Below are 14,523 nucleotides of genomic sequence, written 5' to 3'. Positions count from 1 at the left end.
ACCATAAAAAATGTCAAGTAACTAAAAAATAATTATGATATTCTATTTATTTTTATCTATCTAATATCATTTTAACTAATATTGCTGAATATTAAAAGGGGTTTGTAATAAATAATAATTATTATTTGCGATTTAATAGATGTTATACAAAGATACTATAAAATATTTTACGCACTTTCAATAGGTTAGTCCTGATGATTTTATGCGAAATATTTGCTATAATAGGTAATTATAAGAGAAAAGGAGATCCTTTATGTTTTTAATGATAGACAATTATGATTCATTTGTATACAACCTAGTTAGATACTTTGAGGAGTTAGGTGAGGAAATTTTAATTTATAGAAATGATAAGATTACCTTTTCGGATATTGAGAGAATTAAACCAGAAGCCATAATTATTTCGCCAGGTCCAAAGTCCCCAGAAGATGCAGGGAAATGCATGGAAATAGTAGAAAAATTTAAAGATAGTATACCTATTCTAGGAATATGTTTAGGCCATCAGATTATTGGTAAGGTATTTGGTGGAAAAATTATTCAAGGAGCGCAGCCAGTCCATGGAAAAGTATTTGAAATTGTACATAGTGGAAAATATATGTTTAAAAATATTGTGAGCCCAATGAAGGCTACAAGATATCATTCCTTAATAATAGAGAGAGTATCACTGCCAGAGGTACTGGAGATAACTAGTGAAACTGAGGATGGAGTTATAATGGGAATAAGACATAAGCATTATCAAATTGAAGGGGTGCAATTTCATCCTGAAGCAGAGCTTACGGAATATGGACACGAAATTCTTAAAAATTTCATTAATGAAGTTAGAATTCAAAAAAAAATGCTGAAAACTAAGGAGAAAAAATGAAACTGCTAATTGAAAAATTCCACACGAGGCTTGATGGGTTTGAGATATATTCAATATTTAAAGAAGATTTAAATACAGTATTATTAGATAGTGCTAGGGACGAAGAAACTTTAGGAAGATATTCGTTTATAGGGGTTAACTGTTTTTTAAAGTTTAAGAGTAAAGAGGGTATATGCTATAAGGGAGAAGAGAAATATGTAGGGGATACCTTTGAAGAGTTAAATAAAATCATAAAAGAATACGCTATAGAAAATAATACTGACCTGCCCTTTGTAGCAGGTGGTATAGGATATTTTTCCTACGACCTTGCTAGGGAAATTGAAGAACTTCCTAATTTAGCAAAGCAAGATATAGATATACCATATTGCTTCTATAATTTTTATGATAACATTATAATTTTAGATAATCTTGAGAAAAACGTTTATATATCGGCACTAGGAATACTTAAATCACAAAAGGATAGTATCCAAGATATTGCAAGGCAGATACAAAATGGCAATAAAATTGTATATGGAAAAGTAGGAAGCATAGTGAATAAATTTACTTCAAATTTTGAAAAGAAAAAATATATACATACTGTATCAAAGGTAAGAGCTTATATAAAAAGTGGAGATATATATATTACCAATTTAACGCAAAGATTTAGTTGTAAGACTCGTAAAAGTGCATATGAAATATATAAAGATTTAAGACATATAAATCCAGCTCCCTTTGCTGCCTTTATGAACTTTGAAGATTTTAATATAATATGCTCCTCGCCAGAAAGGTTTCTGTCAATTAGAAATAGAATGGTAGAAACTAGACCTATAAAAGGTACCATGCCAAGAGGAATGGATGCATCAGAGGACTTAAAAAATAAAAATATATTAATAAACAGCGAAAAGGATAAGTCAGAACTTTTGATGGTGGTGGATTTAGAACGAAACGATTTAAGTAAAGTCTGTAAGCCTGGTTCAGTTAATGTAACAGAACTTTTTAAATTAGAGGAGTATAGCACAGTATTTCATCTGGTATCTACAGTAATAGGTGAGCTAAAAGAGGGTATAGGTCCACTAGAATGCATTAAAGCTTGTTTCCCCGGAGGCTCCATAACAGGAACACCTAAAATACGCTCAATGGAAATTATTGAGGAATTAGAGCCAGTGAGGAGAAACATATATACGGGAGCGCTAGGATATTTGGGGTTTGACGGAAATGTAGATCTAAATATAATCATTCGAACAATCTTAGTAAAAGATGAACGGGCATATTTTGGTGTAGGTGGGGGCATTACTTGGGATTCTAATGAAGAATGTGAATATGATGAAACCATAGATAAGGCAAAGGCCCTGATGAGAGTATTGTAGAGTGGTGCCACCCCACGTGGCACCAGTAAGGAGGCATATATGATGCTTATAAATGGTAACTTAAGTGAAGACAAGATATCCTTAGATAGTGGTTTTTTCTTTGGAAGAGGAATATTTGAGACTGTATTAGTTAAAGAAAAACCAATATTTCTTTCGGAACATATACAAAGGTTAAATAGTGGACTTAGCACCCTTGGTGTAAATAAAAAGATTACTGGAGCAGAAATTTATTCTGGTGTGGAAAAGCTTAGTTGTAAGAATTCCGTGATGAAGATTATGGTATCTGAGAAAAACACTATAATTACTAAAAGAGAAATTCCATATAAATATAGTGACTATGAGCGAGGGTTTTCCTTAGGATTAAGTGAGACACGGCGAAATGCATATTCGAATTTAACTTATGTGAAATCCTTTAATTACGTAGAAAATATAATTGAGCGTGATAAGATCCTGAAAAAAGGCTATAATGAAGTACTATTTTTAAATACAGATGGATTTATAAGTGAGGGGGCTATAAGCAATATTTTTTTTGTGAAGGATGGAATTATTTTTACACCGAAGATTAAATGTGGCCTACTACCTGGTATTATAAGAGAATTTATTATACAAAATTCACCGTCTATAGGACTTAAAATCGAAGAAGGCGAGTTTACATATGGCCAATTAATGGAAGCAGAGGGTGCTTTTATAACTAATAGTATTATGGGCATAATGAAGATAAATAAAATTGGAGATAAAACTTTTAATGAAAGTATGGTTGTATCTCAAATAAAAAGGTATTATGATAGATATATAGAAAATAATATGGAATAAGGCATATAAAAATAGACTAGCAGATTAATTTGTTATTTGTTTGAAGGCGCCTTTATACTACTCTAAAGAGGTGGAAATCATAGATAATTATTTAATTAATCATAAAATTAATCTTATTATAGAAAATCATAGCTTTCAATATAATTTAACGAAGATAGAAGACTTAGAAAAACAAAGACGATTTTGTTTGCATGATATGCAGCACCTGTTAGATGTGGCAAGAATTATGTACATAATAAGTTTAGAAAACAATTTTAATATACCCAAATATATGATTTATGCAGCTGCACTTTTGCATGATATAGGTCGAGGGGAACAATATGAAAATATGACGCCTCATAATATTGCTAGTGTGGAAATTGCGAGTAATATACTGCAGCAGTGCAATTATGATACGCAGGAAATAGATGATATTCTAGAGGCTATACGAGATCATAGGAATAATAGCGAAAAGTTAAATAGTTTAAGCTATATATTATATAAGTCTGACAAGCTTTCAAGAAATTGTGCTAAATGCAATGCTACTAATGATTGCAAATGGCCAGTGGAAAAGAAAAACCTGAAGATATCATACTAAAAACTCAGTTGAAAATTGTAAGTTAACGAGACTTAATGCTTTTTAAGAAAATTATTTAATGTTGTAGGAGGAAGTTTATGAAAATAGGAAACAGAGACTTTGAAATAGGAAAAAGAACGTACATAATGGGAATTTTGAATATTACGCCGGATTCCTTTTCTGATGGCGGAAGATTTAATGATATTGGGACAGCTATAAAGCATGCCAAAAGGATGGTTGCTGATGGAGTTGATATTATTGATATAGGGGGAGAATCTACAAGGCCGGGACATAAATCTGTAAGTGAAGAAGAAGAAATTAAAAGAGTAGTTCCTATTATAGAGGCTTTAAGGAGGGAAATAGACGTACCTATTTCCGTGGATACATATAAAGGTAAAGTCGCAGAATTTGCTATAAAAGCAGGGGCTGATATGATTAATGATATATGGGGGTTTAAGAAGGACACATATATTGCGGAAGTTGCAGCTAAGTATAATGTGCCTTGCTGCTTAATGCATAATAGAGATAATAGAAAATACAATAATTTAATGGTAGATATATTGGCGGATTTAGAAGAAAGCATTGCAATTGCTATAAAGGCAGGAGTGAAAAGAGAAAATATAATATTAGACCCAGGCATTGGTTTTGCAAAAAGTTATGAGGATAATTTGAAAACTATGAATAACCTAGATAAGTTAAATAGCTTAGGGTATCCAGTACTGCTTGGAACCTCAAGAAAATCTATGATAGGATTTGCAATGGATTTACCAGTAAGCGAAAGGCTAGAGGGGACCCTTGCAACCACAGCTATTGGGATAATAAAGGGTTGTGAATTTATAAGAGTGCATGATATACTCGAAAATAAAAGAGTTTGCGCTATGACGGATGCTATATGTAGAATTTAAGAAAACAAGATAGATACAAAGGAGATAGTACTATGGACAAAATTTATATAAAAGACTTAGAAGTTTACGCACATCATGGTGTATTTCAAGAGGAAAAAAACTTAGGACAACGGTTTTTAATTTCACTAGAGCTTTTCCTTAGTTTAAGAGAAGCAGGAACCACTGACGATTTAACAAAGACAGTCCATTACGGTGAGCTTTGCCAATTAGTGGAGGAAGAGTTTAAAAAGGAAAGCTACGATTTAATAGAGAAAGCTACAGAAAAATTAGCGGAATTTATACTTTTAAATTACGATTTAGTTCAAAGGGTAGTGGTTAAAATCAAAAAACCTTGGGCACCTATTGGAAAACCACTTAAGTATGCAGCTGTAGAGGTAGATAGAAGCTGGCATACTTCCTATATTGGTATAGGTGGAAATATGGGGGACAAAGAAAAAAATGTTAATGGGGCATTAGAGCATATAAACAATTCACATCATACCAAAATAACAAAGAGATCAAAACTGTACGAAACTAGGCCAGTAGGATATCTTGAACAAGAGGACTTCTTAAATTGTGCTATTGAGGTAAAAACACTTTTAAATCCATTAGAGCTTGTACGCTACCTCTTATCTATAGAAAAGGAATTTAAGCGGGAAAGAGTTATAAGATGGGGTCCAAGAACCCTAGACCTGGATGTACTATTGTATGATAATATAATTAGTTCTGTAGAAGAAATAATATTGCCGCACCCAAGAATGCAGGAAAGAATGTTTGTGATAGAGCCATTGTGTGATATAGCACCACATGTTATGCATCCAATTTTGAATAAAACTATAATTCAAATCAAGACATCTTTAAAAAACACCTAGTTAATAAACGAGGCCAGTATAGTCTAAAATATACTGGCCTCGTCTATTTTTTAGAATCCTAAAAAATAGATATATTAAGCTTTTATTTCACTTTTAATATTCACGGCAAAATCTTTAGCTAGTTCGTGAATTTGCGGAACCTTAAAAATATCACCAGGGTCATTAGCAATTGCCATTATAGAAAAATATGGTGGCAAAGGAAAGCCCTTGTTTACATTTAAGGCCCCAATTAATTGCTTACTAATAGAATCACTTCCAGAACTACCGGATACTACCACTGCAAAGATATTTTTATCGTAAAAAGCTATCTTTCGATATAGAACTGTAAGCCTGTTTATTACAGCTGTTAAATTTGAAGCTATTGCATCATTATAGTTAGGGCATAGCCATATTATTGCATCAGATTTCTCAATGGAGGGAAGGACATCATCTACCATAACACCTCCATAAAAGCATTTATTTTGTGTGCCGAAATGAGTACATAATTTATATGAGCAGCCTTTACAGTCTAAAACTTCTCCATTTTCTATTTGCAGTTCTTTAATATTGCATTGCGCCAGATGCGCTGAGGTCATATGCCATAAATCTAAAGTATTAGACGTTTTATTTGGACTTGAGTATAGCACTAATATTCTAGGATTATTTATGGTAATTGGATTATATTCTAATAATCTGTTTCTAAGTCTAGAGCACAGATTCAAACAAATTTCTTCTAACGGTAAATTCAAAAGTTTTTGCCAAGTGAGAAAATTTCGAAGGGTTGAAGTAGCTTCAACTACACTATGACCTATGAAGCGGCAGCCTAAGTTGTTCGCAAGATAAATAATATCTTGACTTGTACGTTTCGTACCATGTTCTGTACTACTATGAACAAGGATTGCGGCAGCGGAGCCTGAAAGACATTCATTACCTTTTTCATATAATTTTGAGAAGAATTCAAGCATTGAGATATCACAACTAATATCTGTGCTTTCAGAAGCAAAGAATATTTTTTTATTTTGAAGGTTAGGAATATTGTTAGAATCCTCCACTAAAGTACAATTACTATAACGAGTAACCGTTGATATCATTTCTGAAAGCATGGGAGATATATTTTTACTTGGTACAATTATAAATAAATCCTTCATAAAAACCCCCTTTTTATATTCCTCCTTAGTAAATCAAAGAGATTCGCTAAGAAGTTTATAGGTTGAATTTAGTTTGCGGAGTAGTGCTTCATTTAGGTCCAAGGTTTCAAGTTCTGTGCCAGCAGGAACAAGTCTATTTTTACAACCCATAAAAGTACCACCGATAAAGGTAGCACTGTAGTGCCACTGGGAACTAATAGTGGCAAGTATTGATAGTGTGCCAGAAGAAAGAGCAGGAGCAATATAGGGTTTAAAGCCTGTAGAGCGAACTTCTAAGTTAGCAGTCTTAGTACTATGAGTTAACGCATCTGAAAGTACCTCATTGTAGTTTATAACACTGTCTGCTATGATGAGTCCCTCTCCATGGGGCCCAAAAGCTCTGCCTTCATGCATATAATGTTTTGTAGCCTCCTGCTGCGAGGCATAATAGCAGGCCCTAGCATTCATAACCCCTAAGCCATAACCTCTAATTTGTTCTGGAGCTAGACCCATAAAGTCCATATTCCCATCAATACCCGTATTACTTTTAATAAATGCACTTTTGCAAAGTAAATCCACTGGATCTGATACTACAGCAAATATACCCTTAAAGGTTTTTTCTCTTGCAAGGGTGGCATAGTGGGAAAGTATTTTAGCATTGCCTTCAAACTGTACTAGTCGAACATCTATAGACTCTTTGCCCACCTGAGGAACTCCGACGGATACGCAAAATACAAACATATCACAGTCAAAGACTTCATCCTCCTTCAAGGAGATTATTTTTATAGAAGACTCCTTCATGTCTGGTGAAAGAATTTGATTAAGCTCGTATTTGTAGCGTTCATTGCGATTTATATCTCTATCATAAAGTCCTAAACTCTGAATCTTATCCACTCCTAAAAGTCTTAAACCTGTAAGTAAAGTGCCACCAACATCACCTAGTCCCACCACATTTATTCTCCATTTAGTAGGTTCATTATATGTTAATACCTGTTCCCAATTAGGATACAAAGTATTCAAAGCGGTAACGCGATTACCCTCCATAGCGACTTTTATCCACTGGGGCACTATCAAAGTAGATACTGTAGGCTTCAAAAGTAAATTCAAATTTTCATGTTCTAAAAAGAGAAAATTCTCATGGGAAACAGAGAAGCTCCTTCGCGCGCGTTCTGGGCTAAGCTTATTAAGAGCATATATCATTCCCGTATATTTTTCTGCTTCACTTTCGGATATAAGTCCAAGATCCAGATATTCCTCCTGGGAAATCAACAGTTTTTCATTATAGATATAGTAAAACATTCTAAAGCACCTCTTTTTATTTATTCTTAGGTTTATTACAATAAATTATAATATATTATCGAGCCTACGTAATTGTTGTAAATCGTTTTCTAGGTAGTGTGAGGGAGATATATTTAAATCATATTGCATATCACGTCCAATATCAGGGCAACGCGGAATAGTAAAAACTTCACCTAAGGAAGCTAAAGTTAAATTACGAGTATATAAAAGATGATATTCATTTTCTAAAACTTTTAAAAGCTCTATAGAATTTTCAATACACACCCTTGATAATTCATATATACACTTAGGGGGCGCATTTTTTATAAATACTGGATAAGTATATGGAAGTATTAAATTAATGGAAGGAAGTAAGTTTCTTTTGGGATAAGTACCCCTCCAAAGAGCATCTCCACCAATAAAGGGGTATAGTGTATTCTCATTAAACCAAAGTTTAAGCTTGGGTATAAAGTAAACACTATCAACATCCCGGCGCTGCATATCCATTAGATCTTTTCCACGACCAGATAAGATTCCAGCAATGATCTTAGATACATTTACCGACTCTTTTTTTAAGAGAGGGTCCAAAGCCTTCATCCTATAACCTTTATGAAGTATATTATCTACTAGTATTACAGGCCTATTAAAGGACTTTATCATTTTAATTTGATGTTCAAGGTTTAAGTAATAAGGAAACTCTCCAATATGAAACTTTTTAATATCAGGGTTGAAAAATTTTTCTGTATGCAGTGATTTAGTAACAGTATTGGGAACTATATATCTGTCTAAAATATCTCCATAAGGTACACACATAGCTTCGCCGTTTTGTTTATTGTGGCTTATTTTAATTGGAACATTATTCTCACTGCAAACCTTTTTTATCATTTGCTGATGAAGTATATCGCTATCAAAGGATAATACGAGTTCGCCAGGATACAAATTAGAAATAGCCTTTTGCAAACGCTTTCTTGTACTATAAATAATTTGCTTTACGCGTGGACTGCTTCTAAAGGGTTCTTTAAGAATATTTTCTAAATCTAAATTCAGTACGCAAGGGTTATTCATATCTACCACAAGGGCCGTTAAGCTAGGATCAGTGGTAGCAATTTTCTTAAAACCATGCAAATATAAGAGTTCTATTAAAGAGGGATCATATAATTCTTGCAAAATTGGTTTGAAAATTGCATATTCATAGTCTTTGGATAATGCGTAAGCTAAAGACTCTGTAATAAGTATTTGCTCCAATAGTTTGTTTTTTTCTTTATTTTTTTCCTTATTGTTTATATACATTAAATCAATAAGAATAATTCTACCAGAAGCATTCTCACGAATATATGATGATAATTTATCATCATATAATTCACTGTATAAAATATTAGAACGAATCCAATGCATTGATGCAAAACCTAGAATTTCATGATTTTGAATATTTTTAATTATTACAAGTTTTGGGGCGATTTTTTTTGAAAGCTGGGTTAAAATTTGGAAAACAAGCTCTTTATCATTACAGGAATTAGAAAGTTTTTTTATAAAGCTTTCAGTAAACTCCTCAGCAAACTCAATATCTATATGAGGGTATGCCAGGGAAAGCTTATCTTGTGGTTCTCTTTGATAAAAACCATTTTCATAAATATACTGTTGAACGAGCGGATCAATTAAACTTGAAATATCACGGTTGTCGTCAATATAATTTCTTATTTGACTAGAGCTAATGCTGGCATAAGTAGAGGGAAGATTTATTAATTTAATGTCTCCAAGGATTCTTTTCGTAGCCTCATCTAATTGTTTGTTTTTTCCACGTTCAAAAATTATATGTGGGAAAGTGTGTATAGAGAATTCAGTTATAGGATTTTTATAGCAAGAAGCATTTAATATAACATCACTACCAGAGGCAAAATAAACCTGAGATTCTTTAAAGTTTTTCTTTAACTCTTTCAAATCCTCTGGATTCGATATATTTGTTGGATAGCTTTCTGGATAAATAAAAATATTTAATTCATCTGCAATAGACATACTTAGCAAATTTTTACGAAGTAAGTTTGGCAAGGTTTTTTTTGACCAAGAAAACTCATCCACAGATAAATAAACTTCAAAACCCAAATTTCTTATAGATTTTGCAATGTTTTTATGACTAAGGGAAAAGGGGTCAAAGGTACCTGGGAAAAAAGCTGTTTTTGAAGGAATTGGTATATTAATTTCACCTATGAAGAAACTGAAATCTGATATAAATCTATATATATGATTTAATGCAGCAGAATTTGTAAGGAAAAGTAATTGCTGCGCGTCATCCTCTGTAATTAGTGTAAGAATTTTTTTTGCCGTTAATTTAAATACAACAATTTTCTCCTCCAAAGATAGGATTTTAGAACCAAAAACATCTTTTCCAAGGGTACTTACGGCCGACTGCTTAACTTTTATTTTGTAATCACCAAGGCCGTTTAAAAGTATACCAAGTATATTTAAAAGGCGATTATCATAATCCTCTAATTTTTCAATAAACCTATTTTTATATTTAGGGTAATTAGCTAAGCACACACCTAGGGTCTTAAGAATAAGCGGTTTTACATTCTCATTGGCTATTTTTATTTTTATTTTTAAATCATCAATGATTTCATTTAACTCCACAGGTTGCAGCCAAAGAAGTATTTCACCAAGATAGGGCGGAATATACTCAGTAAATCTATGGCCTTCTATTTCCAGTGCCCGAAGAAGTTCTATTGAAATTTCATTTCGCTCAGGTAGTGTAAGTGTTGGCATAAGTTTAAGTATGGCAATGCCTGCCTTACTTCGAACACCCTCTACAGCACTTACTTTAAGTAAATTGCAAAAATGGATGGCAGTATGTAGGCCCGTTGTAGGTGCTTTATTTAAGGTGTAGTTTAACAATAAATCGATTTGATTTTTCTTTTTTATCCAATCAGTTGCTGTTTTTAAATTACTTAAAAATATATCAGGTATCTTTGCGTAATCTTGCTCACAAAAGTTCTGAAAAATAGGAATAGAGGTTTTTATATTAAGCAATGTGAAAATTTTAAGCTTAAGTAAATTTTCAGCAGGGATTTTACTTTTAGTATAGTAACTAGCAAACTGACCTATTAAATTCTCCTTTAGATAATTTAATTTTGGAAGCTTGATTATTAAGTCGTTTATAACTTCTAAGGCAGAAAGTCTTAGAATACTGCTTCTTTTGTTTGTCATTAAAATTACATATTTAAATAATATGGACATGTTGTCTTCATAGGGCTCCATGGGAATATATTTTAAAGTTTCTAATAAAAACAATTGAGTTTCTGTATTACTAAGACGAGATACGTCATAATACTTAAGAATAATATTTCTGTAGTGAATAAGCATACTTTTCCTGCAATTTTCAAATAAGGAGTTAACCATAATTTTAGTGCTATAACCCATCCAAGTTCTATGATCTGGAATCATTTTGTGGCTTGGGTAAAGTAACAAATTCAAATATTCCACAAATAAGTCTGAACTTGATATATTGGGACTTTCCATATTAACATTTTTAGGAATTTCTTTGTTATAGTCTTCGTCAAAAATAGCAATAAGTACTCCAATAAGCTGAGCACAAAGTCGTCTGATATCATCTTCAGAATGAGTCAAATTATCATAGAGAAACTTCATAGTCTGTAGCTTTTGTTTTTGAGTTAAATAGGTAGAATATTCTTCAAATACCATTATATATTGTCTTAAATTTTTCCAATGCTTTTCACTTCTAGCTTGTTCCAATATTTCATCTAAAGAAAATTCATCACGCAGCATATGCATTAAGTTAATATTATGGTTTATAGAAAGATATTTAAGATTTTGAACAATATCTGCTCCTTGCATTAAAGAATAAATTGGAGTTTTCTGAATCACTGGAATTTTAGTACTCTCAAGGGACGTGTTAATGCCAATACTAATTAAAAAATCTTCAAAATCTTTTAGTTTAGCATATACCCTCCTATATCTTTTTTCTTTTTTTTCATCCACATTTTCTAATTTATCAAGTATAACCTTGAAGGATTTATCCAGGGGAAAAATGTTCATGGTTGGACCTTGGCTAGTTTCAAGATTTTTAACTCTAAAGTCGGAATATATTAATATAAGTGATTCTAGTGAAAGATTTTCAAGTTCCAAATCCCAGGTAGAATGATTTATTGCAATATTTCTAATATAATTTATACTATGTTTTTTAAACCATTGATCTGTATAATAGTAATGTAAATGAGGAACTCTTTTAAGATCTTCACCGAAGCAACCATATTTTCCAACATCATGTCCAGCAGCAGCTCCTGATACTCTTCCTAGATCTATTTTGATTTTTTTAATCTTAAGTTGCCTTGCAAGATGCAATGCAAGGTAATGAACTCCACAAATATGATCAAGGGTATTATATTTAAAAACTTCACCATTTAGTTTCATCATTTCATAGATGTAATCTTTTTTAAAAGCTTTAATAAATTTTATATACTCATCGTTATTTTCTAAATTATCTATTTCTTCCTCTAGTAAAAAATCCATGGCGTAGTTACTTTGCCAAGTGTTATCGCTATAATTTTTTTGCACATTGCATACAATTCTAAGAACTGATAGATATAGCTCACAGGCAGAATTTAGATTACTACCAAGCACCATGGTTACAGCCTCTGGAAAGGACTTGTTTAATGTAAAATTATATAAGTACCTAAGCATATCTTTGGGTAATATATCCTTGCATAGTTCACTCATAACATCTTCACAAATTAAAAGAGTACGTGTACATGTAAAATCCTTGCATTCTATCATAATTCTTAAGTTTTCTAAATAACATGAGCTGGATAAAAATTTTTCAATAAGATTTTTTGAAATATCATATTTTTTTAAATGATTTGGGCCTAATAATTTTCTGGATATTTTTTGATTAATCTCTTTAAAATCTAAAGCTTGCATGCATGGCCTCCTCTTAGTTTTCTGGGGAACCTAACAATTATTAATGTTAGGTCCCTTTGTAGTTATCTTAAGTGCATAACAATCATCTATTGCTATGTGCCTTTCTATTTTTTTATATATGCTTATCTATATTAGAAATTATATACTTATAATGTGATTATTTATAGAGGATAACGAAATAATCCTAGAAAAAAACAAATACCTTATTTAGGTATAAGGTATTTGCATAGGCCATAAAGATTATAAGCTTTGTACATTTTACTTGTGTCAATGTAATCCATTTTATAGCTACCGTCCCAGGGATATATGGAAATGAAATTTTCATTATAGACATTTATAATATATTTATTTTCACTAAAGGTTAAAAATATCTTATAGATTGGTTTAGGTGGCAAATTTGCTGGCTTTTCTGTGAAACTATCATTATTTAATGAATTAAAAAACTCAGTGAATGTGGATAAATCCTCCACGGAAAGGTCTTTCTTCTTATAAAAATTCATATATAGAGCATAAAGCTCTGTTGGTTTTTCTAGAGATAAATCCTTCATTAATGAACTCGTGTAATAATAATTGTTTGGCTTAGCTTTTGTGAAAATATTTTTATTGAATTTTTTATTACATCCATAGAGGTCTAAAGAGAATAAAATACATATTATAATTAAAATATATTTCTTTATTTTAACGCTCAAATAATCACATCCTTCTACTGCCTTGTAAATAAAATATGTTGCAAAATTATATTTTATTACACAATATGGATACATTAGCATATTTTAATTGTGATATATAAATTTTTTAAGAATTAATGTTTAAGGAACATGAAAATAAACAAGTGTACTGGCTTGTTATTTATTTTTATGTGCCTAAGCTTAGGGGGGGATATTTTGAAATATGGGATTGATATTGGTCACAATTGCCCACTTGTAGACGCTGGTGCTGTGGGTATAAGAAAAGAAGATGAGCTAAATAAACAGGTTGGAGTTCGCGTCATTGAAAAACTGGAAGTACTTAAGCATGAGGTAGTGAACTGCACTCCTATTGGTGCATCTAATTTAGGTAATTCACTTTATAAAAGAATAAACAAAGCTAATGAGGAGAAGGTGGATTTATATGTGTCTATTCATTTCAATGCAGGTGGTGGACATGGAACAGAAGTATTTGCAATATCAAAAGAGAGTAAAGAAATAGCTAAAAGAGTTGTGGATGCCATAGCAGCCTTAGGTTATGTTAATAGGGGAGTAAAGAATGGTGGCTTCTTATATGTACTAAAAAACACAAAAATGCCTGCCATACTTGTGGAATGTGGATTTGTAGATTCTAAAGAGGATATGCAAAGATTTGATGCAGAAAGGATAGCAAATGCAATTGTAAAAGGCCTTACGGGGTGCCTCGTAAATGAAACTGAGATCAAACCATCTATAAGCACTGAATTGTTAAAAGTTCAAAAAGAATTGAACATATTAAATATATTAGATACAAATGGTAAAAAACTTTGTGAAGATGGAATTATGGGAGAAAAAACTTCATCTGCCATTAGGAGGTTCCAAGGCATAATAGGATTACAGATAAATGGTGTTGTAGATTTGAAGACAAATGATGCATTAGTAAATATTTTCAAGAGGCCTCTGCTGAAATTCGGGAATAATAATACTGCTTGTAACCGTTATATTCAGTGGAGATTAAATATAACTATAGATGGAATATTTGGTAATGTTACCGAAAAAGCGGTATTAAAGTATCAAATTACAAAAAAAATAAAAGCTGATGGTCTAGTGGGAATAATTACTTGGACTAGATTGATAATGTGAAAAGCTTGGAGGTTAACTCCAGGCTTTTTATATTTTAGGAATACTTTTTAGCTTAATAGTTCAGAATAGAGA

General features: G+C 31.9%; 11 protein-coding genes. 7 read left to right on the top strand and 4 right to left on the bottom strand.

Features of this window, described 5'->3' with window-relative positions; all coding sequences use genetic code 11:
• Positions 1 to 253 precede the first annotated feature (253 nt).
• From KPL50_RS14485 to folK, 6 genes are all read left to right on the top strand, one after another.
• Entirely contained in the window at positions 254 to 859 is a 606-nt protein-coding gene (locus tag KPL50_RS14485; protein WP_216299245.1) for an aminodeoxychorismate/anthranilate synthase component II, read from the top strand.
• A complete protein-coding gene (pabB, locus tag KPL50_RS14480; RefSeq protein ID WP_216299244.1) occupies positions 856 to 2,205 on the top strand; it encodes an aminodeoxychorismate synthase component I in 1,350 nt (449 codons plus the stop codon). Before KPL50_RS14485 ends, pabB begins: the two co-directional genes overlap by 4 nt.
• Positions 2,206 to 2,244: 39 nt before the next feature.
• Positions 2,245 to 3,018, top strand: coding sequence for an aminotransferase class IV (locus KPL50_RS14475; RefSeq protein ID WP_253200632.1), 774 nt, complete (start codon positions 2,245 to 2,247; stop codon positions 3,016 to 3,018).
• 70 nt (positions 3,019 to 3,088) lie between these two features.
• Entirely contained in the window at positions 3,089 to 3,595 is a 507-nt protein-coding gene (locus KPL50_RS14470) for an HD domain-containing protein (protein ID WP_309245184.1), read from the top strand.
• Positions 3,596 to 3,672: 77 nt separating this feature from the next.
• A complete protein-coding gene (folP, locus tag KPL50_RS14465; RefSeq protein WP_216299243.1) occupies positions 3,673 to 4,479 on the top strand; it encodes a dihydropteroate synthase in 807 nt (268 codons plus the stop codon).
• A gap of 32 nt (positions 4,480 to 4,511) precedes the next feature.
• Positions 4,512 to 5,330: a 2-amino-4-hydroxy-6-hydroxymethyldihydropteridine diphosphokinase gene (folK, locus tag KPL50_RS14460; RefSeq protein ID WP_216299242.1), complete on the top strand. Its 819-nt coding sequence runs from the start codon at positions 4,512 to 4,514 to the stop codon at positions 5,328 to 5,330.
• Positions 5,331 to 5,404: 74 nt separating this feature from the next.
• On the opposite strand, the gene KPL50_RS14455 is transcribed toward folK, so the two are convergent.
• The 4 genes from KPL50_RS14455 to KPL50_RS14440 all read right to left on the bottom strand — a co-directional run bounded on the left by KPL50_RS14455 (position 5,405) and on the right by KPL50_RS14440 (position 13,332).
• The gene (locus tag KPL50_RS14455; RefSeq protein ID WP_216299241.1) at positions 5,405 to 6,457 is read right to left on the bottom strand and encodes a flavodoxin family protein; all 1,053 of its coding nucleotides are present in this window, start codon (positions 6,455 to 6,457) and stop codon (positions 5,405 to 5,407) included.
• A 33-nt stretch (positions 6,458 to 6,490) separates the two neighbouring features.
• On the bottom strand, positions 6,491 to 7,735 hold the full coding sequence (locus tag KPL50_RS14450; protein WP_216299240.1) for a lactate dehydrogenase: 1,245 nt from the start codon (positions 7,733 to 7,735) through the stop codon (positions 6,491 to 6,493).
• Between the two features lie 45 nt (positions 7,736 to 7,780).
• Positions 7,781 to 12,643: a cytidyltransferase gene (locus KPL50_RS14445; protein WP_216299239.1), complete on the bottom strand. Its 4,863-nt coding sequence runs from the start codon at positions 12,641 to 12,643 to the stop codon at positions 7,781 to 7,783.
• A gap of 203 nt (positions 12,644 to 12,846) precedes the next feature.
• A complete protein-coding gene (locus KPL50_RS14440) occupies positions 12,847 to 13,332 on the bottom strand; it encodes a DUF4883 family protein (protein WP_216299238.1) in 486 nt (161 codons plus the stop codon).
• 195 nt (positions 13,333 to 13,527) lie between these two features.
• Here KPL50_RS14440 and KPL50_RS14435 point away from each other — a divergent pair, with 195 nt between their 5' ends.
• Complete coding sequence (locus KPL50_RS14435; RefSeq protein ID WP_216299237.1) at positions 13,528 to 14,451, top strand: N-acetylmuramoyl-L-alanine amidase; 924 nt, start codon at positions 13,528 to 13,530, stop codon at positions 14,449 to 14,451.
• Positions 14,452 to 14,523: the final 72 nt, after the last annotated feature.

The sequence above is a fragment of the Clostridium sp. CF012 genome, from assembly GCF_018861755.1.
GTDB lineage: Bacteria > Bacillota > Clostridia > Clostridiales > Clostridiaceae > Clostridium_AD.
The sequence above is the reverse complement of the archived record's forward strand: the minus strand, read 5'-3'. Positions and strand labels throughout refer to the sequence as shown.

What these genes read in the sequence shown, in the direction of transcription:
- folK (WP_216299242.1), top strand. Translation starts at nt 4,512, where the DNA reads ATGGACAAAATTTATATAAAAGACTTAGAAGTTTACGCACATCATGGT.
- KPL50_RS14475 (WP_253200632.1), top strand. Translation starts at nt 2,245, where the DNA reads ATGATGCTTATAAATGGTAACTTAAGTGAAGACAAGATATCCTTAGAT.
- pabB (WP_216299244.1), top strand. Translation starts at nt 856, where the DNA reads ATGAAACTGCTAATTGAAAAATTCCACACGAGGCTTGATGGGTTTGAG.
- KPL50_RS14485 (WP_216299245.1), top strand. Translation starts at nt 254, where the DNA reads ATGTTTTTAATGATAGACAATTATGATTCATTTGTATACAACCTAGTT.
- folP (WP_216299243.1), top strand. Translation starts at nt 3,673, where the DNA reads ATGAAAATAGGAAACAGAGACTTTGAAATAGGAAAAAGAACGTACATA.
- KPL50_RS14450 (WP_216299240.1), bottom strand. Translation starts at nt 7,735, where the DNA reads ATGTTTTACTATATCTATAATGAAAAACTGTTGATTTCCCAGGAGGAA.
- KPL50_RS14445 (WP_216299239.1), bottom strand. Translation starts at nt 12,643, where the DNA reads ATGCAAGCTTTAGATTTTAAAGAGATTAATCAAAAAATATCCAGAAAA.
- KPL50_RS14455 (WP_216299241.1), bottom strand. Translation starts at nt 6,457, where the DNA reads ATGAAGGATTTATTTATAATTGTACCAAGTAAAAATATATCTCCCATG.